The organism is Plectonema radiosum NIES-515 (genome assembly GCF_025753815.1).
GTDB lineage: Bacteria > Cyanobacteriota > Cyanobacteriia > Cyanobacteriales > Nostocaceae > Hassallia > Hassallia radiosum_A.
This window is the reverse complement of the sequence record NZ_JAOWRF010000211.1, coordinates 12,147-32,038: the sequence shown is the minus strand read 5'-3', so window position 1 is coordinate 32,038 and position 19,892 is coordinate 12,147. Positions and strand designations below refer to the sequence as shown.

Here is a 19,892-nt window from a genome sequence, read left to right as displayed (position 1 = left end):
GCCAGATTTATCAAAAGAAATGAAAATTTTAGTGATAGGTAATTATCAGTCAGATGCAATACAAAGCATGGATAGGTTTGCTTCTATGCTGGAATTTTATTTAACTAAATTTGGTCACGAAGTGCGTGTCATTCGTCCAATACCGTATTATGGTAGGCTTGGTTTATCTTCGCAGTTATTAAAAAAATGGTTAGGTTATATTGATAAATTAATTCTCTTTCCATCGCAATTGCGTCAAGCATTATCTTGGGCAGATGTAGTTCATATATGCGATCACGGCAATGCCGTTTACACAAAATATTTGGCAAACATACCTCATGTTGTGACTTGTCATGATTTATTAGCCGTTCGTTCGGGTTTGGGAGAGTTTCCTGAATATAAAACTGGATGGAGTGGGAAACAATTGCAGCAAATGATGATGAAGGGACTGAATCAAGCTAAAAAAGTTGTCTGCGTTTCCCAAGAAACTAGAAGCGATGTGTTAAGGCTGAGTTCTCTTTCTGAAAGTGCTGTATGTTGTATTTCTATGGGGCTAAACTATCCCTATACCCCAATGACAACTATAGAAGCCAAGCAACGTTTAGAAGCTTTAGGAGTTCCTCCAGATTGCCAATTTATTCTTCATGTTGGGGGAAATTTTTGGTACAAAAATCGGCTAGGAGTTTTAGAAATTTTTTATCATTTAATGCTACAACTCAAAGAACGAGATTTTTATTTAGTCATGGCTGGTAAACCGATGACAGAAGAAATGCATCAGTTTATCAATATGCATAATATGACTCAAAAGATTATAGAATTAGTGAATATTGATAATGAAAATTTACGATCGCTTTATTCTTCTGCTACTGCCTTACTATTTCCCTCCCTTTATGAAGGGTTTGGCTGGCCTATTATAGAAGCTCAAGCTTGTGGTTGTCCTGTGTTTACATCAAACCGTCTTCCGATGAATGATGTGGGAGGAGATGCAGCTATATATATAGAACCGGATAATCCTGAAAAAGCCGCAGAAAAAATCATTGACTATTTTCCTATATTGGAAGAATGTAAAATAAAAGGATTTGTTAATTGCCAAAGATTTCAAGTTGAAACAATGATTAGTCAATATATTGAAAATTATCAACAAGTCATTGGCGACAAATCTTTGAAAAAAGCTAAAATTATGTGAATAAATCTCTGGTATGACGAAGATAAATGTTGACTCCGATTATTTTTTAAATCAGCATATAAGCATCACAAATAATCGGGAATATAAAAAATATAAGCATTTACACATATGGTTTCCTAATATTTTTGAATTTAAAGGTGGTGTACAGGTATATTCAGCTTTCTTACTGGAAGCGTTACAAAGTTTATATCCTCATATTGAATATGATGTTTTTCTCAAACACGATACTCGCAGCTTTTCCAAATTTTCATTGATAAATAATACCCGATTTCACTTTGCAGGTAAGTGGCATATAAAGTTAAGGACGCTTGCTTTTGCTATTCAAATTTTCCAATTTAGTTTTTGGCAATCTCCTAATCTAATTATCTCTTCCCATCTGAATTTTACGGTCGTTGCCTATTTACTAAAACGTCTAACTGGTATACCTTACTGGACTGTTGCTCACGGTGTTGATGCTTGGAATATCAGAAACCCTGCCCTCAAAACTGCTTTATTTCATGCCGATCGCATTCTAGCAGTGAGCAATTACACACGCGATCGCCTGCTAAAAGAACAAAACTTAGATCCTAGTAAAATCGATATTTTACCTAATACATTTGATGTCAGTGGTTTCCAAATTACTGAGAAACCGAAATATTTGTTAGACCGATACCGACTAAAACCTGAACAGCCAGTTATTTTAACCGTAGCTCGATTAGCAAGTGCTGATGGCTACAAAGGTTATGACAAAATTATTCAAGCTTTACCTGAAATTAGGCGTCAGCTTCCAGATGTCCATTATATAATAGCTGGTAAAGGCGACGATCGCCGCAGAATTGAGCAACTAATTACTCAACTGGGTTTGCAAGATTGCGTTACTCTAGTAGGATTCGTCCCTGATAATGAACTGTGTGACTACTACAATCTTTGTAATGTTTTTGCCATGCCCAGTAAAGGCGAAGGCTTTGGTATTGTATATTTAGAAGCATTAGCCTGTGGCAAACCCGTTCTGGGAGGAAACCAAGATGGAGCAATTGATGCTCTTTGCGGGGGAGAATTAGGTGTTTTAGTCAACCCAGATGATGTGGAAGCGATCGCCCAATCTTTGATCCAAATTTTAAAAGGCACTTATCTCCATCCTATCTTGTATCAGCCGGAAATTCTTCGGCAGAAAGTAATTGATACTTTCGGATTTGAGAAGTTCAAACAAACCCTAGCTAGCTTAATGAATTATAGGTGAAAATTTTACATGTTATTCCTTCAGTCAGTCCAAGTTTAGGGGGACCAACCGAAGTAGTTTTGAATTTAGTTAAAGCTTTGCGTGAGTGTGGTGTTGACACTGAAATTGCCACGACCAATGATAATGGTCCAGATGAATTAGTGTTAGATGTACCCCTCAATCAACGTGTCGAATATCAGCAAGTTCCTGTATGGTTTTTGCCCCGATATTCTCATCGAATGAAAGAGTTTATCTTCTCGGAAGCACTGACTCGTTGGCTTTGGCAGCATATGAAAGATTACGACTTGTTGGATATCCACTATTTATTTTCTTATGGCTCTAGCTGTGCCGGGACAATTGCTAGATGGCAAAATATTCCCTACACAGTCCGAGCGATGGGACAATTAGAGCCTTGGGCTTTAGCCCAAAGTAGGCTCAAAAAACAAATATATACACTTTTGATTGAACGACATAATTTGAATCGTGCTGCTGCTATACATTGCACGTCAGCTAGTGAAGCCGAAGATGTCCGCAACTTTGGTATTAAAACTCCTACGATTACCTTACCTTTAGGAGTGAATCAGCCAATTTATTTGCCAGAAGCTAAACAGAAGCTGCACTATGTTTATGGAATCGAGAGTGAGATACCAGTAGTGTTGTTTCTCTCTCGTCTCCATTACAAAAAGCGTCCGGATTTGCTGGTGCGATCGCTTAAGCAATTGGCTGCTAAAAATGACAATTTCCATCTAATTTTAGCTGGTGGAGGAGAGCCAGACTATATTGATGATTTAAAAAATTTAATCGCAAACTGCGGTTTAACTTCTCAAACTTCATTTGCCGGTTTCGTCACAGGTGAGGATAAACAATTGCTCCTCCAAGGATCTGATATCTTTGTTTTGCCATCGTTTTCAGAAAACTTTGGCATTGCAGTCGCAGAAGCTATGGCAGTGGGATTACCAGTAATTGTTACTCCTGGTGTGCAAATAGCTCCAGAAATTGCTTTATCCGAAGCTGGATTAGTTGTGGAGGGAGAAGAGGATACTCTAGCATTTGCGATCGCTCAATTACTCAAATCTGCGGCTCTACGGCAACAGTTAGGTGAAAATGGTCAACGTCTGGTGAATAGCCGATACTCTTGGAGTGCGATCGCTCAAAATCTTTCCTCAGTTTACTCTGCAATTACGGATGAAAACCCTTTACCAGCGTAACGCACCATCGATAATTCCCTGTCAGAAGTACAAATTATCATAGAAGAAATGGATACCTTTAGCGATCGCATCTGACCATGACACCTTTGCAACTTCAGCCGCGAAATACCCTACCCCCTATAACCTGGGAGAAACTACCGGCGGATTTTCCCCTACCGGATGAACCAGTGGAAAATAACCTGCAACCCCTGCTCGCTGCTGCTCTGCGAGAATCTCTAGAATTAGCTGACTTAATTCTCGAATCAATGTTAATTGCCACCAATTTTGGTATTTGTGCTACAGTTGGCGACAAAACTGTTGTCAAAGCTCCTGATTGGGTTTATGTCCCATCAGTTAAGCCTTTACCCCCAGGGGAAATTCGCCGTAGCTACACTCCTCATGCTGAGGGAGAAAACCCTACTATTGTCATGGAATTTATCTCAGCAACGGAAGGAGGGGAATACTCGATTAATCCTCATTATCCCTACGGAAAGTGGTATTTTTACGAACATATTTTAAAAATTCCCACTTACGTGATTTTCCATCCGCAAATAGCTATTTTAGAAGTTTACAACTTGGTGAATGGTAAGTACGAAGCACAATCCCCAGATGAAAATCAACGCTTTTGGATAGAAGCTTTGAACTTATTTCTGGGTACGTGGATGGGTAAAAAAGCGGAGTTTGAGGGTTATTGGTTACGCTGGTGGGATAAATCTGGAAATTTATTGCTTTGGGGAAGTGAGTTAGTTGAACAAGAACGTCAACGGACAGAACAAGAACGTCAACGGACTGAACAAGAACGTCAACGGGCTGAACAAGCCGAACAAAAAGCTGTTAGATTAGCTGAAAGACTCCGGGTTATGGGGATTGATCCGGAAGAAATTTCTTAACCTATTAAGCCGTTAGTTGTGGGCACAAGGCAGAATTAAAGCTCTTAAGCTACCAGATCCATCATTCAAAATCAGTTTGTCATGTCAATGGATTTGTAGCGATCGCCTGACTGGAACATCAGCAGTCAATTGACAAGGTTTTAGATGAAACGATTTTATTTACTAGCCAAGAAATATTGGATATTTGCTCTTGTAGGTTTTATCCTCACCCTACTGAGCATCATTCCAATTCGATTAGCGATCGCCTCCTACCAAACACCCCAACCTCAAGCTTTCCTTACCTTAGGTGGTGGATCAAAGCGGGAAAGTTTGACTGCGGAACTAGCACGGTGGTATCCATCCCTAGATATCTGGATATCTTCTGGCTCAAGCCGAGACGAGATACACAAAACTTTTCAAACCGCAGGTATATCTCTGACACGCGTGCATATTGATCGTCGTGCTGTTGATACAGTCACTAACTTTACCTCTCTAGTGAATGACTTCAAACAACACAATATACAACACTTATTTCTAATTACTTCCAGCTTTCATATGCCCAGAGCAAAGGCGATCGCCACCATCATCCTTGGTAGCCAAGGTATAACATTTACTCCTGTCTCTGCTCCATCGATCAATCCACCAGAAAAGAGAACTCACATCCTACGTGATTTAATCCGTTCTATAGTGTGGATTTTTACAGGCTACACTGGAGCAGAACTGAAAAAAACTTATAATTTAGTACATTAAAACCAACATGAACATTCTCGGAATTAACGCTTACCACGGTGACGCCTCAGCTTGCTTGCTCCAAAACGGTGAACTCGTTGCCGCAGTTGAAGAAGAACGATTTAATCGAGTTAAACATTGGGCTGGATTTCCCGCAGAATCTATTCGCTATTGCTTAAAAGTGGGTGGTATTAGTGCCGCAGATTTAGAGCATGTCGCTGTATCCTTCAATCCCAAAGCCAACTTAAATCGCAAGCTACTGTTTACTCTGCAAAATCGTCCTTCGGTGCGATCGCTTTTGGATCGATTTAACAAGCAAAGCAAATCTGCGAGTCTTCTGCAACAATTAGCCGATGCCTGTCACTGCCAAGCAGAAGATATCCGCGCCAAAATCCACAACTTAGAGCATCATACCACCCATTTGGCAAGTGGTTTTTTTGTTTCTCCTTTTGAAGAAGCGGCAATTCTCTCAATCGACGGTATGGGAGATTTTGTCAGCACTCTCTCGGCTGCCGGACGCGGTAACGAGTTAGAATATTTTTCTCGCACTCACTATCCCCATTCCGTCGGCTACCTCTACAACGCTATTACTTTATACCTCGGCTTTCCGGCTTACGGTGATGAGTATAAAGTTATGGGATTGGCTCCCTATGGTGAACCTGAATACTTGGAAGCCTTTCGCCGCATTATATATCCTAAAGGAGACAGCTTTGAATTAAATCTCGACTACTTTAACCACCACACCCAAGGTATTGCGATGAACTGGGAAAGTGGTTCTCCAACTGTCCAGGCATTCCACAGCCCAGAGTTAGAAAAATTACTCGGTGCAGCGCGAGATCCGAAATCGGAAGTGACATCAAAGCATCAAAATATTGCCGCATCTGTGCAAGCTGTGACTGAAGAAATTATCTTTCATCTGCTGAGGTGTTTAAGCGATCGCTACAAAAGCGAAAATCTCTGTTTGGTGGGTGGTGTAGCCATGAATTCTGTCGCTAACGGCAAAATAACTCAAAATACCCCCTTTAAAAATGTCTACACTCCCATAGGTGCAGCTGACAACGGCACATGTTTTGGTGCAGCCTTCTATATTTGGCATCAACTGCTAAAGCAACCGAGAAAATTTGTCCTAGACCATGCTTACTGGGGGTCAGAATTTTCTGATGAGGAATGCTTGTTAGCTTTGCAACATCACAATCTACAACCCAAAAAATTAGAGCGGGATGCACTCTTACATCATGTTGTTGATACTCTTTGTGAAGGTAAAGTAATCGGTTGGTTCCAAGGCAGAATGGAGTTTGGAGCTAGAGCTTTAGGCAATCGAACCCTTTTAGCCGATCCCCGTCGCGCTGATATGCGAGATATAATCAACTTGAAAATCAAATTCCGAGAAAAGTTTCGCCCCTTCGCTCCTAGCATTTTAGAAGAAAGAGTCGGCGAATACTTTGAAATCGATGAACCGGCACCCTTTATGGAAAAAGTCTTTAAAATTCACCCAGCAAAAAGAGACCAAATTCCTGCTGTTACCCATGTTGATGGCACAGGACGCTTACAAAGTGTCAGTCGCAGTACCAATCCCCTCTATTGGGACTTGATTAATACATTTGCTCAACGTACAGGTGTTCCCATTGTCCTAAACACATCCCTCAACGAAAATGAACCCATCGTCCGGACACCAGATGAAGCTATCAAGTGCTTCTTAAGAACTCATATGGATGCTATTGTTTTGGGTTCTTATTATGTAGAACGCAACGATATTAAATAGGCATTTCCGAAAATTAACTATGCTTTACCCGAAACCCTTGTAAGTAGGTGGACATAATTAAATATAAAATAAAATATGAGTTCGTAGTGAGCGATTTATCCCTCTGGGAAAGCATTCTAAGGACTAAAGTCCTTACTCCGATCTGAAGTTTAATTTAGTTCTCCTACTTAGAGACGTTAAATTTAACGTCTCTACATTCTTTTTCGGAAACGTCTAATAGGCATTTCCGAAAATTAACTATGCGTTACCCGAAACCCTTTAGACATCTGCACAAATTAATAGGGATAAAACCCGTCTTTAAAGACGGGGGAGAGCGTTGTTATATGCGTTGCCCGAAACCCTTGATTAGACGTGGCACATGCAACGTCTCTACGTATGACTCTGGAGATATCTTTTGTAGAGACGCTTGGGTATCGCGTCTTTTAATTTTTAAGTGTAAAAATCAATATAAATTTAGAATTTATTTAACTATATTGTTAGTCTGATTATTTGGTTTAGGTATGAGACAGGGCTTTACAATCCCTCTCGGACTAGAACCAAGCCGAATAATCAGGAACAATTTTTAACATGCTTCGTCGAGGTGCCAGATGTAAGTTTCGAGTGTTGCGATTTTTGGCGATCGCCCCAAGCGAATCGACAACTGTGCGGCAGATACCCTTACCAATTTTACTACCCTCCTTGAAGATTTTAAACAACTGTTGTTGTCTTTTGGGATTTTTGGCGATCGCATCTATTTTAGACTTGACATCAACCTTGATTAATGTATCTTTTTTTATCGTTTGATTAATTTTCACAACCCTGAAAGCGATTTTTTTCAGCTTGACAGAAGTTATCCAGCAACTCATGGAATAAATTAACTATAATACTGGCAGTTATGCCTAGTAGGAATAATTTTTATGCTACTTCTTCTATAATGTATAAAATATGTTTGTCGCCAGTAACAGTAAAATTCATGTCCAGACAAAGTATTCATGAGATAATTTTTCTCAAAACCTTGACTAGTAGTGCGAGCAAAATATCTCGTCAATTGACAGGAACAGTCGAATACTGGCGTTCTCGGCTGATTTCATCTGTTCCATTTTTGATTGCTTGTGCAGTATTTATAAGCGTTATCAGCCTGAAAAGCCCTATCCTGCTTTTTTGTCTACTTGTAGGTAGTTTAATCACAATAACTATACAGCAAATTGGGCAGCAGATTCATCTACCCAGGCGATCGCTTATATTGTTACAAATCTTAGCAGTAGCCATCGTCCTGAGTTTATTTTGGTTAGACTATTTTGCAGTTCCCGCACAAGCCCAATTTTTTAAGAAAGCCGAAGATTTCTTTAAACAGACTCTAACCACAACTGGAGATGCAGGAGCAAACAATGGCACCCAAGCAGTTAGTTTAATATTCAACGTGTTGCGAGCACTTTACCTACTTTACATAGCAGTTTCTTTGATTGGTGTTATTAATGCAGTTCGCAAAGATGAAGATTGGCAAACTATCGCTAGAACTCCCTTATTAGTAGTTGTCGCTGTCACAATTGCTGATGTTCTCACAGGCTTTGTAATTGGCACTCCTAATAGTACTCCATAATTTATTTAGATAAAATGAAAAAAAGCTGAAAAATTTTCCATGACTCAAGACAAAGAAAAAGACTTTCGTCCAGTCAATCAAATTTTAGGAAGCCAACCTTCATTAGGACCAATTCCCGCCGATCAAGTCCTTCCTTGGACGCTTATTGCCTTAGCAGCTTATTTTATCATCAATGGAATTTTTGGGGGAATTTTTCCAGACGACTTTCAAAAATGGTTGTGGACGGTACTAATTACTATTTGGGGAATGGCAACTTGGTGGATATTAACAGGTGGTAGGAGTTGGCGTTTTTTAAGTAAATTTGTTGGTGTTCCTGCTTGGACTAGAGGCTTTGCTCGTTATCAAAGCATACTATTCGTTAACCATGAAGCAAAAAATCGGAAAACAAAGCGTCGGCGTCGCAGGTAGTGAGAGATTAACACCATTTGAAGATGCTTTACACCTAGCGACAATGTTGCGAATCTCACTTGGTGGACGTGATATAGGTGCTTATCTTTTGACAAAGGGAACTCAAAAAAATAGATTTTGCTTTGTTTTTGGTTTTGAATGTCGAGGTATTCATACAACTTTAAGAACAGACCAAATAGATGTAATTGTTAATAATATTGAATCTGGTTTAAAAGACATTCCCGGCAATGAAAGAATAACCTTTCATTTGAGTTCTTTTAGTTCCGATGAAAAGCGACAAAAAGAACTAAACTCAATTATCAAAAAAACGCCATCAAAAGATATAAAATACTTGTTAATGGCGGAAAGAGCAAGAACAAAAGAACTTACTGCTTCTGGTATTCGCAAACCTAAATTTCTCAAAATTTATGTCACTTATACCGTAGAACCAAACTCCACCAATACAGATGATTCGATAGAAAAGCTTTTAGTCAAAGCTGAATTGTGGTGGTTGAAATTCAAAGGAGATATGGCAGAAGTTGAAAATCAGCGTATAGAAACCATTGTGAGCAATGCTTACATACAAGGTTTTTGTCGCTGGGAACAAATTTTATCTAATCAAATGGCGTTGGATGTTAAGCCATTAACTAGTGAGGAACTTTGGGGAGAAATCTGGAGAAGATTTAATGATACTCCACCGATAGATATTCCCCAATTAATGACTTTAGATGAAAATGGACTGCACGAAGAAGGTTATTCAGATTTAGCTAGTACCAAATTACTTGTAGATAATATCCACAGTACAACTTTGCTGATGGAATCTAGTGTACCTTGTGCCGATCGCTCGTGGGTTCATGTTAAGAATAATTATATTGGTGCATTAACATTTTTAGAAAAACCTGGCGGTTGGCAGAATAAATCTTCTCAACTGCGCTATTTATGGGAATTGTTAGCAAGAGAAACAGTTGTTGATACAGAGATTTTTTGTGAGTTAACTGCGGCAAATCCAGCAATAGTAAAAAACACTTTGCAAAGAGTGCTGAAGCAGTCGAATGTGACAGCAACAATGGCTCAAGAAAAAAGCCGAACTATTGATGTCAACGCTCAATTAAAATTAAGAAAATCCGTTGCAGCACAAGAACAATTATATGAAGGTGCAGTACCTATTTATACGGGGATAGCGATTTTTGTACATCGTCCAAGTGTGGAGAAATTAGACGAAGCAACAAGATATATTGAAAACTGTTTTCAACGTCCAGCAAGGGTAATTAGAGAAACAGAATATGCTTGGAAAATTTGGCTGCAAACTTTACCGATAGTTTGGGAAGGTTTGTTAGCAAAACCCTTCAACCGTCGGCAGTTGTATTTAACAAGTGAAGTTCCCGGATTAATGCCTTTAGTATTAACGAAAGTAGGCGATCGCCAAGGTTTTGAATTGATTGCCGAAGAGGGAGGAACACCCGTATATTTAGATTTATTTAACGAGCATAAAAATTTAGCGCTGTTCGCAACAACTCGTGCTGGTAAATCAGTATTGGTGTCAGGAATATTAACTCAAGCTTTGGCGCATGGTATTCCGGTAGTGGCGTTAGATTTCCCCAAACCAGATGGTACATCTACCTTCACCGACTATACAGAGTTTATGGAGGATAGTGGAGCATATTTTGATATTTCTAAACAATCGAATAACTTATTTGAGCAGCCAGACTTGCGATCGCTAGATCCAGAACAACAGCGCGATCGTCTGCTCGATTATACTGCCTTTTTAGAATCAGCCTTAATGACAATGGTTTTAGGCTCATCTACAGAAAATCCACTGTTATCGCAAACCGTGCGATCGCTTCTTAATTTGGCTTTAACAGCTTTCTTTGCTGATGAAGGGATAAAAGAGCGATATCGAATCGCAATTGCAGGGGGATTTGGCACTCCAGCTTGGCAGAAAACCCCCACATTAAGAGATTTTCTTTATTTTTGCACAACAGAACATCTACAAATTAATTCTGTAAGTGGCAGAGTTGAAGATGCCTTAAGTCAAATTCAATTGCGCTTGCGATTTTGGCTTTCTAGTCGTGTCGGACAATCGATTTCTGCACCATCTAGCTTTCCCACCGATGCACAACTTTTGGTTTTTGCTTTGAGAAACCTCTCAGATAATGAAGATGCAGCAATCCTATCTTTAAGTGCCTATTCAGCAGCATTACGACGCGCACTTAGCAGTCCAGCTTCCATATTCTTCATTGATGAAGCACCAATTCTATTTGAATTTGACCAAATTGCTGACTTAGTTGGCAGAATTTGTGCCAATGGTGCAAAAGCTGGAATTAGAGTTATTTTATCAGCACAAGACCCCGATACCATCGCCAAATCTAAAGCTGCATCGAAAATTTTACAAAACTTATCAACACGATTAATCGGACGCATTCAACCCGTTGCCGTCGATAGTTTCATGCAAATATTAAAATATCCCCGTGAAATTATTTCTCGTAATGCTTCAGAAGGCTTCTTTCCTCGCAAAGAAGGCATTTATAGCCAATGGCTATTAGATAATAACGGTATTTATACCTTTTGCCGCTATTATCCAGGTTACGAACAATTAGCAGTAGTTGCTAACAACCCCAATGAACAAGCTGCACGGAGTAAAATAATGCGAGAACACAGCGATAAATATGAAGCAATTTCTACATTTGCACGTCAGTTAGTGGCTTCATTACGTGGTAGTTAACATGGCAATCTTAAAAAGACCTAACCCCCCAACCCGCTTCCCTTGTAGGGAAGGTGGAGTACATTTCCTCCATAACGGGGAGTATATTTCCCTCCCCTTGTAGGGGAGGGACGACTTTGACACCAGTCAAAGTCAGGGAGAGGTTTTGCCTTTAATATGATTGAAGTACTTAATAAAATAAAGTACAAAATTCCTATATAATTTCTAGATATTTTTTCACGATTCAGACCTATGAAAAAAATCACCCTTTTGACACTTTCTCTATCATTCCTCATCATCCTACCAGCAACAGCCCAACTAGGCAAAGTTTGGACTGATTTTCAATCATATTCTACAGATTTACAAAATTATTTAACAAATAATGTAAACGACAGTTTAAAACCTGTAGAATTTCAATCTCAAAATGCCATTACTGGTGCAACAGGAGAATTGAGTATACCTAATCCTGTTGACGCTGGAGAAAGAGTTACTAGTGATATATTTCTCAACTCTCTATCAGGTAAGTTTGAAAATAATCCTGTGGTACGTTCAACTTTAGTTAGTAATGAAATAAATCGTTTAATTACTCGTAGTTCAGCCGCAGGTGTATTGGGTATAAATGGTCAACTTCGGTCAAAAACAAAGTTACAAGATACTGAAAACAGACTAGAAAATATTGGTGTGTTTAAGGAAGACCTAGACGAAAATCAGCAAACTTTTCTCAATGATATTCAAGATCAAATTGCTAAAATTGCGAGTAATGCTTCACTTGCAGGACAAGTAGGACAACTGCTTGGTATCCGCGAGCAAACCAATTTACAATACCAACAAACTAAAATTCAACGCGAACAAGTAAAAATTGTAGCCGAAACACTTGGTCAAACAATACAGACAAATCAATCTTTGCAATACTCTAACTTAAATCTCGCAAGTCTTTCTCAACAAATAGAAGATACAAATCGTGCTCGAAGAGTAGATGCATCCGCAGAAGCAGCGCGACTTTTGCGAACCACTTCTCAAGCAGATTTGTTTGGCAGAAAAGTTAACAACTAAAAATCATGATTAATAACGTATTCTTACGTAGTGAGCGGTTTACCGCTCAAATCTTCCTTTTTAAGGGCTGAAGCCCTGACTACGAGAAACCTTTATTTACACTTATCATACATAATTTAATTGAGCCTTAACTTCCTTTTAAAGGAAAGCTATAGAAATGAAAGATATTTTCCCAACTTTATTAATTCAAATCGGTATAAATGATGTTCTCGGTAATGGAGCCACAACTGCTAGAAGTATTGCCGAAGGTTGGGATAAACAATGGGTAGATTTATTACAAAATGATACTATTAATAATTTATATGGAGCGATCACAAATCTGGGTGTCTTTTTTGCCGTAGGAACCCTACTGTTTTTTATGGTACAGTGGCTACAAGATGCTATAAATAGCGATTATTCTCGTCCAATATCAGCTTTAATTTGGCCTTTTGTAGTAGTGATACTATTAACTAATTCCGGAAACGGCACTGTATTGTCCAATTTAACATTAGGAGTAAGGAATTTTCTGAATACGGTGAATCAGCAAGTAGTCACAACAGCAGACGCTAATCAAACTTATCAGCAAGCACTGAATATGACTGTAGGTGAAGAAATAGCCGGTTCTTTATTGCGTCCTTGTCAGTCACTAACTGGTGAGCAACAAAATCAATGCTTTGTGAAAGCTAAGGAAAAAGCTGACACCCTTTGGGTGGAATATAGAAATTTATACGGTGATAAACCTTGGATAGATAGACTAGAAAATAAAGTAAATAATATTACATATAATACAGCTAGCATCTCCGAAAATTCATTTGATTCTTTCTTAGGTTCTACAGTCCAAATTAGTATTAAAAACTTTTTAGTTTCATTGCAATATGCTTTCCAAAATTTGATAGAAGCGACAATGTTGCTGATAGCAGCTTTGGGACCGTTAGCTGTGGGTGCATCTTTACTACCTGTAGCTGGTAAACCCATTTTTGCATGGCTGACTGGCTTTTTATCGATAGGAATTTCTAAGATTTCATTTAATATTATTGCCGGATTAACTGCCGCAGTTATTGTTAATGGACCGGGACAAGATGTGAATGCCGATCCAGACTTAATGTGGTTTATAATTTTTCTGGGAATTTTAGCCCCGATTGTATCTTTATTTGTAGCTGCTGCTGGGGGATTTGCAGTCTTTAGTGCTATTAACAATACGGCTTCGTGGGTGAAGGAGAGGGTATAAATCTCAAGTAAGGGGGATGACTAAATGGTACGTTTACTGGAGAAAAGACAACGAACAGGAAGTATTTTAACAATTTTTGCGATCGCTACTTTTAGTTTGCATCTCTCAGCTATATTTTTATTAATATTTCAAGGCATAAATATTCGCCAACTCAGTTCAAAAAAACCTCCCAACTTTGTCCAACTGATAGATGGGAAACCAGCAAATGTTACTGATGCGGAAAGAGAACCTGAAGCAATGAAACAATTCGTCAGTAAAACGATGACATCAATGTTTAATTGGTCGGGAAAACTACCACCGCAATCTATCGAAGAAGTCACACAACCTCAAGCAGATGCAGGAATATCAATTCAAACTTCACGAGGGGGTAGCAAAAAAATTAGCACCACCAGTTGGATAGCCAGTTTTGCTTTATCTGAAGATTTCCGCAAAGGTTTCTTAAGTAAAATTGCAGAAATGACACCACCAGAAGTTTTTTATAATAACCCCAGTCAAAATATTTCCGGACAGTTAGTTATTAAGCGAGTTTATCCACCAGAAAAAATTGGTTTGGGTAAATGGCGAGTTGGGATGGTAGCCGACCTGATTCAAAAAAAACAAGCTGACAATAGAACAATAGTAACTCCTTTTAATAAAGATTTACTTGTCCGTGCGGTAGATTCTTTTGCTTATCCACAAGTTGATAATACCACTGTTCTGCAAAAAGCAATTTATAGCGTCCGCGCCGATCAACTAGAAATTTACGAAATTCGTAACTTATGTTTAATCGATGAATACAATAACCAGAATCAAGATATAAATGTATGCGGGAATAGACAAAAAACTGATAATTTTATTAAATAATATTTAAATTTATTTATGATAATGAAAAACGAACCGCCAAGGGCGCCAAGGAAGCCTTCGCGAAGCGTCTCCGTAAGGAGAAGGGATAAGAGTTTGAGAGAGTTTTTGCGTTGTATTATTTGGGAGAATATTAATGCAGATACTTAAGTCGGAAAATAAGAAAAGCGGTATTCTACCATTATTTGCCGTCGCAACATTTGGTTTGCATCTGCTCACTTTACTAGTACTGTTTTTCCACTGGTCTATGTTGCAGCAGTTACAACGACGATTAACACCTCAAAGCTTAGTGCAACTTGCTGATGGACATGCCATAACAGTAGACCCCAAACAGAATTTAGAGCGACATCCAGAGACAATTCGGCGCTTTGTTGGTGAAACTATGACCTTAATGCTTACTTGGTCGCAGCAACAGCAGCCAAAAACTGTCTGGGAAGTTAGTTCTGAACTAATAGCGAATGAATTACAGCCAAAATTACAATCAGAAATTAGTCCCACTGAAAACTTAAGTAAAGGAACTGAAAATGTATTGGTTATACAAAGTATTTCTCAACCCACAAAAATAGAAGATGGAAAGTGGAAAGTGGAAATGTTTGCTAATCAAATAATTTTTACAAATTCTGATAGATTGGGAAAGTCAGTTTCGTTTAATAAAATAATTTTAGTGAGAGCAATTGATGAACAAGCTGCTTCACTACCAAACTCTCCGTTACCTTTGAACTTGGCAGCTTATCGCCTTGGTGAAGCTAGATTAAAAATCTATAATATCTGTGAGATACAAGATAAAAAATGTTCATAAAATTTTCAGTTAAACTATACTAAGTACAGAAGAGCATTAATCCGAGCGCGTTTTTCAACGCAGAGGAGCGCGATCGCTAAGTGCAAAAGGACGCGGAGTTTTCGTTCTAATCGCACTTTGTTGAATTTATACTCACCGCTGAAGGTGCCTGCCATAATGTCATTATTGAATTTTAAATTTAAAATTACTATATGACTCGATATTCAATTCCTTCAGAAAATTTGCCACAAAATCTAGTTAGTCCACCCGAATTGGACACTTTAGATTGGGAATCACGGATGGCAAGATTGGTTGGCTTGGTAGAAGAATCTTCCGAAGCTAATACCAAAGAAGCAGCAGAAGAATCAACTTCTTCGTTGCAACCTTTGTCTGAACCTCAAGAAGTTCGCACTAAGGAATCTCTCTCATCTAACCCCTTTGCTAAGTTAGGCTTGGTGGGTGCTGGTACTTTGGGTATAGTTTTGGTGGCTGGGGTGTTTTTGTCGCAGCTAATGAACACTGGCAAGCAACAGCCAAAAAAGAATAATTCTGTTTCTACGCGATCGCAACCAATCAGCGATTCCCGCCCGCAACAGCTACAATCAGAACTAGAGACTTTAAAAACTAAATTAGCCCTGACTGAACAAGCAGAAGCGGTGAAAGCAGCACAACAAAAGCTGAGACTTCAAAAACCAACGCCTTCTCCTCAGGTTGCATCTCGACCAGTTTCACAACCACAACCATCAGCTTCTGTCAATACAGTCAGGATACCACTGCAAAGGATACCAACACCCGTGCGAACAGTTTATGTGCCTCGCGTAGTCACTGTTGAGCGTGTCGTTAAGGTACCCTCTGTTCCACAAAAGCCTATTCTACAAAAGCCTATTCCACAAAAGCCTGCTAACTCGAAAATTTTACCATCACCTTTGCCGATAGTTGCAGCAAACACTCAGCCAATAGTTACAGCAACTCCCAAACCCACACCAGATCCGCTTGAGGAATGGGCAAAGTTAGCAAAATTAGGTAGCTACGGTATGGTTACTATCACTGAAAATAGTGTTAAAGCAACTACACCTACACTTACACCTACACCTACACCTGTACCTGTAAATAATACTCGGTTACAGGCAACAAATACCAACCCAGACGACGAACCAGAAGAAGAGTCAACCCCTGCGGTCAGCCAAACAAAACAGCAGACCGCGAAATCCGTAGCTGTAGGAACTAAGGCAAAAGCTGTATTTGCGACCGCTGTATTTGGGGAAACTACTAGGTCAACCAGTAGGGATGATAAAAAAGACCAAAGCGGCAAAGATGTATTTGTAGTGCGTTTGAAAGAACCATTAAAATCCGTGGATGGTGCGATCGCTTTACCTGCTAAAACCGAGTTCTTAGCTCAAGTTCGTTCTATTTCCGAGCAAGGCTTCCTACAGTTGGATGTAGTCAAAGTTATTCTCCCAAATAATAACACCTTCACCGAAAGAAGCTTACCGCCAAATGCAATAACAATTCGCGCTTCTCAAGGCAAACCTCTCATCGCAAGCCAATATTCCAATCAAGGAGGGTCTGGGGTAGGGATAGCGGATGTAGGAGTATTCGTCTTGAATGGTGCTGGTAAAGCAGCAGAGATATTTAATCGTCCTGATACCAGAATCCAGTGCGTCAATAATAGTACTAATACTGCTAATAATACTACTACTAATGGAACTAATATTGTTACTAATAATTGTTTTCAAACCACCGACACCAGACGCAACATCTTAGCCGGCGTTTTGGAAGGTGGTGCGACTAATATAGCTCAACAAATTTCCCAACGCAATCAACAAAATATCTCTAAAAGACTGGCGCAACGCACTAACGTTTGGTTTCTGCCCGCAGGCAAAGAAATTGAAGTATATATCAATCAAACAACACAGTTTTAAGATTTATAATTTTGAGAATGAAACATTAAAAATTTCGGCGTTGCTGAATTAAGACATGAAATACCTAATCTCTGGTAGAGACGTTCCGGCGGAACGTCTTTACTAATTCGGCGGAACGTTTCTAGAAGGGTTAAGGTGTTTTTATTAATGCATGACATGATATCATTTAATAACGCCCGCATTTAATTTGCTTGAACTATTTATCTATTTCAATCTTTGCAGCCATGAAAAACGAGACATCACAAGGAAATACTCCAGATAAATCTTATTTATTACATCTGGCTACCTTGATTTTTTCAACTGCAATTTTATTAGTTGCAGGTCGTGTTTTAGCTAATAATGCCGTTCTTCGTTCGATGTTTTCTTGCCAAGCACAGGGTTTGGGGGGAGCAACACCTCAGATCGATATTTGGTATCAACAAGGAACAAACTTAAGTTTTATTCAAGCTGGAGAAATAATTAAGAAAGTTTGGTTAAACGACCCTTCACAGGTAACTATAGATTTTGATGGTCCGATCTGTATGCAGTTTGGTCAAAACCGTAATGTTAGTCAGGGAGATTGTAAAAACTCAGCCGCGAATGTAATTCAACTTAGACGAATTCCCAAGCTGAAAATTGCTGGATTACCGAATACTAGTAATACGCTTTTAACAGTAGTTACTGAAAAACAAGGCAAAACCAAGTTGTATGCATTTCGAGTAATATATGGCGAGGGTAGCCCCGAATATAGCACTTTAGCAATTTACGCTGACCCTCCTTCCAATAATGAAGCGCCTTGTGTCAGAACTGCAAAATAATTTAAAAATAATCACCGCAGGCTTATTTCATCACCATTAATCATTCGTTAAATTTACCGTTTAAACATTTCTATATTGCAAAATATTAATTTTTACAATTCATTTAGGAATAGCATATTCTAATGAATAAAGACCTACTTATTTTTATTATTAGTATTGGTGTACTCGTCTTGTATCTCGTCTTCTCGGCGCTAACTGAGATGGGTACTAAGCTACCTTGGAAAAAATAGCTCTCCTCAGTTTTTAGACTTAATTGCTCTACTGTTGGCTCCAAGTTCACCTATTTTAATTAATCAAAGTTGCTTTGATTAACTTAGCCAAATGCATCCCCCGACTGAACATCAAACCAGTGGATATTCTGTGGCGGTAGAGCTAGTGTAATTTCGGCATCACTCCAATTTTGGTCTGTAGGTAACAAAGCACGTACAGTTGGCGATTCTGTCTGGTAACTGGCAACACGCACGCTGACCAAATTGTGCATACCTAAGTTTTCCACTAGATAAACTCGACCTTGAATCGTTTGTGTATCTTCTGGTCGGGCAATGCGGACGTTTTCTGGACGGATACCGAGGACAATTTGCGGTGGAACTGTCGGTATATGTGGTAAATTTACGCGAAAGTTCCCTAATATTGCGTAACCTTCTTGACAAGGCAATGTCAGCAAATTCATTTGTGGACTGCCAACAAATCCAGCCACAAATAAGTTAGCCGGATGGTTATAGATGCGTTCTGGGGGGTCGAGTTGCTGCACATAACCATTGTTTAAAACTGCGACTTTCGTGGAAAGCGTCATCGCTTCTGTTTGGTCGTGAGTAACATAAATTACCGGGGCTTTTTGAGCGGCGAATATTTGCTTGATATCTGCGCGGACTCTTTCGCGGAGTAGCGCATCCAAATTACTCAGCGGTTCATCTAATAAATACGCTTGAGCGCGACGCACCAGCGCTCGTCCGACTGCAACTCGCTGCCGTTGTCCCCCTGATAATTGACCAGGTTTGCGTTGTAATAATTCTTCTAATCCTAAAAGTTGAGATACTTCTGTGACCCGCTGTTGAATTTCGGATCGGGGTGTTTTTTTCAGCTTTAGTCCAGAGGCAAGGTTTTCAAAGACGGTCATGTGAGGATAAAGCGCGTAGCTTTGAAAGACCATTGCCATATTGCGATCGCCTGGTCGTTTCCATGTAATATCTTCACTACCAAGCAAAATTCGACCCTCGGTAGGTTCTTCCAACCCCGCTATCATCCGCAGCGTCGTCGATTTTCCACAACCACTCGGACCAAGTAAAGTCAGAAATTCATTGTCATCGACAGTTAAGCTAATGTCTTTAACTGGAATAACTTTCGGGTTATAGGTCTTATTTAAATTTTTTAGTTCAAGTTTTGCCATGATTTTATTTAGTTAGGAGGAGCGGAGGAGCGGAGTTAGCAGTTAGGAGTGAGGAGTTAGGAGTTAGGAGTGAGGAGTTAGGAGTGAGGAGTTTGGAGTTAGGAGTTAGGAGTTTGGAGTTAGGAGTTTGGAGTTAGGAGTTAGGAGTTAGGAGTTAGGAGTTTGGAGTTAGGAGTTTGGAGTTTGGAGTTAGGAGTTAGGAGTGAGGAGTTAAATAAAGTTAGGAGTGAGTAATTAATAGTTTTAAATTAATCTTGATAAAATTTGGGGGAAAATTTCTGATTTATACTTTATAATTATTAACTCCGCGCCTACCGTACAGACGTTCCGG

The 19,892-nt window shown here is 39.3% G+C and carries 17 protein-coding genes; 15 read left to right on the top strand and 2 right to left on the bottom strand.

Annotated elements, in window-relative coordinates; translation table 11 throughout:
• Positions 1 to 19: 19 nt before the first annotated feature.
• The 6 genes from OGM63_RS14080 (at position 20) to OGM63_RS14055 (ending at position 6,910) form a co-directional block, all read left to right on the top strand.
• Positions 20 to 1,165: a glycosyltransferase family 4 protein gene (locus OGM63_RS14080; protein ID WP_263746206.1), complete on the top strand. Its 1,146-nt coding sequence runs from the start codon at positions 20 to 22 to the stop codon at positions 1,163 to 1,165.
• Between the two features lie 13 nt (positions 1,166 to 1,178).
• Positions 1,179 to 2,384, top strand: a complete 1,206-nt coding sequence (locus OGM63_RS14075; RefSeq protein WP_263746205.1) for a glycosyltransferase — start codon at positions 1,179 to 1,181, stop codon at positions 2,382 to 2,384.
• On the top strand, positions 2,381 to 3,571 hold the full coding sequence (locus OGM63_RS14070) for a glycosyltransferase (protein ID WP_263746204.1): 1,191 nt from the start codon (positions 2,381 to 2,383) through the stop codon (positions 3,569 to 3,571). Before OGM63_RS14075 ends, OGM63_RS14070 begins: the two co-directional genes overlap by 4 nt.
• A gap of 77 nt (positions 3,572 to 3,648) precedes the next feature.
• Positions 3,649 to 4,440, top strand: coding sequence for a DUF874 family protein (locus tag OGM63_RS14065; protein WP_263746203.1), 792 nt, complete (start codon positions 3,649 to 3,651; stop codon positions 4,438 to 4,440).
• Positions 4,441 to 4,584: 144 nt separating this feature from the next.
• Entirely contained in the window at positions 4,585 to 5,169 is a 585-nt protein-coding gene (locus OGM63_RS14060) for a YdcF family protein (protein ID WP_263746202.1), read from the top strand.
• A 7-nt stretch (positions 5,170 to 5,176) separates the two neighbouring features.
• Positions 5,177 to 6,910, top strand: coding sequence for a carbamoyltransferase family protein (locus OGM63_RS14055; protein WP_263746201.1), 1,734 nt, complete (start codon positions 5,177 to 5,179; stop codon positions 6,908 to 6,910).
• Positions 6,911 to 7,440: 530 nt separating this feature from the next.
• Here the strand turns inward: OGM63_RS14055 and OGM63_RS14050 are convergent.
• Positions 7,441 to 7,755 (bottom strand): hypothetical protein, encoded by a 315-nt coding sequence (locus tag OGM63_RS14050; RefSeq protein WP_263746200.1) that lies wholly within the window; start codon positions 7,753 to 7,755, stop codon positions 7,441 to 7,443.
• Positions 7,756 to 7,862: 107 nt separating this feature from the next.
• Between OGM63_RS14050 and OGM63_RS14045 the strand changes: the two genes are divergently transcribed.
• From OGM63_RS14045 to OGM63_RS14005, 9 genes are all read left to right on the top strand, one after another.
• Positions 7,863 to 8,489 carry a hypothetical protein gene (locus OGM63_RS14045; RefSeq protein WP_263746199.1) on the top strand — a complete coding sequence of 209 codons (627 nt, stop codon included), beginning with the start codon at positions 7,863 to 7,865 and terminating at the stop codon, positions 8,487 to 8,489.
• 39 nt (positions 8,490 to 8,528) lie between these two features.
• Positions 8,529 to 8,897, top strand: coding sequence for a hypothetical protein (locus OGM63_RS14040; RefSeq protein WP_263746198.1), 369 nt, complete (start codon positions 8,529 to 8,531; stop codon positions 8,895 to 8,897).
• On the top strand, positions 8,854 to 11,598 hold the full coding sequence (locus tag OGM63_RS14035) for a putative type IV secretion/conjugal transfer ATPase (RefSeq protein ID WP_263746197.1): 2,745 nt from the start codon (positions 8,854 to 8,856) through the stop codon (positions 11,596 to 11,598). The genes OGM63_RS14040 and OGM63_RS14035 overlap by 44 nt, the downstream gene beginning before the upstream one ends.
• A gap of 231 nt (positions 11,599 to 11,829) precedes the next feature.
• Entirely contained in the window at positions 11,830 to 12,630 is an 801-nt protein-coding gene (locus tag OGM63_RS14030) for a hypothetical protein (protein ID WP_263746196.1), read from the top strand.
• A 157-nt stretch (positions 12,631 to 12,787) separates the two neighbouring features.
• A complete protein-coding gene (locus tag OGM63_RS14025; protein ID WP_263746195.1) occupies positions 12,788 to 13,837 on the top strand; it encodes a hypothetical protein in 1,050 nt (349 codons plus the stop codon).
• Positions 13,838 to 13,861: 24 nt separating this feature from the next.
• Positions 13,862 to 14,680, top strand: a complete 819-nt coding sequence (locus OGM63_RS14020; RefSeq protein WP_263746194.1) for a hypothetical protein — start codon at positions 13,862 to 13,864, stop codon at positions 14,678 to 14,680.
• Positions 14,681 to 14,813: 133 nt separating this feature from the next.
• On the top strand, positions 14,814 to 15,476 hold the full coding sequence (locus tag OGM63_RS14015; RefSeq protein ID WP_263746193.1) for a hypothetical protein: 663 nt from the start codon (positions 14,814 to 14,816) through the stop codon (positions 15,474 to 15,476).
• Between the two features lie 191 nt (positions 15,477 to 15,667).
• Entirely contained in the window at positions 15,668 to 17,377 is a 1,710-nt protein-coding gene (locus tag OGM63_RS14010; protein WP_263746192.1) for a TrbI/VirB10 family protein, read from the top strand.
• 224 nt (positions 17,378 to 17,601) lie between these two features.
• Positions 17,602 to 18,174 (top strand): hypothetical protein, encoded by a 573-nt coding sequence (locus OGM63_RS14005; RefSeq protein ID WP_263746191.1) that lies wholly within the window; start codon positions 17,602 to 17,604, stop codon positions 18,172 to 18,174.
• A gap of 313 nt (positions 18,175 to 18,487) precedes the next feature.
• On the opposite strand, the gene OGM63_RS14000 is transcribed toward OGM63_RS14005, so the two are convergent.
• Positions 18,488 to 19,561 carry an ABC transporter ATP-binding protein gene (locus tag OGM63_RS14000; RefSeq protein ID WP_263746190.1) on the bottom strand — a complete coding sequence of 358 codons (1,074 nt, stop codon included), beginning with the start codon at positions 19,559 to 19,561 and terminating at the stop codon, positions 18,488 to 18,490.
• Positions 19,562 to 19,892: the final 331 nt, after the last annotated feature.

Coding starts and splice junctions, on each gene's coding strand:
- OGM63_RS14005 (WP_263746191.1), top strand. CDS start 17,602: ATGAAAAACGAGACATCACAAGGAAATACTCCAGATAAATCTTATTTA.
- OGM63_RS14075 (WP_263746205.1), top strand. CDS start 1,179: ATGACGAAGATAAATGTTGACTCCGATTATTTTTTAAATCAGCATATA.
- OGM63_RS14040 (WP_263746198.1), top strand. CDS start 8,529: ATGACTCAAGACAAAGAAAAAGACTTTCGTCCAGTCAATCAAATTTTA.
- OGM63_RS14020 (WP_263746194.1), top strand. CDS start 13,862: ATGGTACGTTTACTGGAGAAAAGACAACGAACAGGAAGTATTTTAACA.
- OGM63_RS14050 (WP_263746200.1), bottom strand. CDS start 7,755: ATGAGTTGCTGGATAACTTCTGTCAAGCTGAAAAAAATCGCTTTCAGG.
- OGM63_RS14055 (WP_263746201.1), top strand. CDS start 5,177: ATGAACATTCTCGGAATTAACGCTTACCACGGTGACGCCTCAGCTTGC.
- OGM63_RS14080 (WP_263746206.1), top strand. CDS start 20: ATGAAAATTTTAGTGATAGGTAATTATCAGTCAGATGCAATACAAAGC.
- OGM63_RS14035 (WP_263746197.1), top strand. CDS start 8,854: ATGAAGCAAAAAATCGGAAAACAAAGCGTCGGCGTCGCAGGTAGTGAG.
- OGM63_RS14025 (WP_263746195.1), top strand. CDS start 12,788: ATGAAAGATATTTTCCCAACTTTATTAATTCAAATCGGTATAAATGAT.
- OGM63_RS14000 (WP_263746190.1), bottom strand. CDS start 19,561: ATGGCAAAACTTGAACTAAAAAATTTAAATAAGACCTATAACCCGAAA.
- OGM63_RS14015 (WP_263746193.1), top strand. CDS start 14,814: ATGCAGATACTTAAGTCGGAAAATAAGAAAAGCGGTATTCTACCATTA.
- OGM63_RS14010 (WP_263746192.1), top strand. CDS start 15,668: ATGACTCGATATTCAATTCCTTCAGAAAATTTGCCACAAAATCTAGTT.
- OGM63_RS14065 (WP_263746203.1), top strand. CDS start 3,649: ATGACACCTTTGCAACTTCAGCCGCGAAATACCCTACCCCCTATAACC.
- OGM63_RS14060 (WP_263746202.1), top strand. CDS start 4,585: ATGAAACGATTTTATTTACTAGCCAAGAAATATTGGATATTTGCTCTT.
- OGM63_RS14030 (WP_263746196.1), top strand. CDS start 11,830: ATGAAAAAAATCACCCTTTTGACACTTTCTCTATCATTCCTCATCATC.
- OGM63_RS14045 (WP_263746199.1), top strand. CDS start 7,863: ATGTCCAGACAAAGTATTCATGAGATAATTTTTCTCAAAACCTTGACT.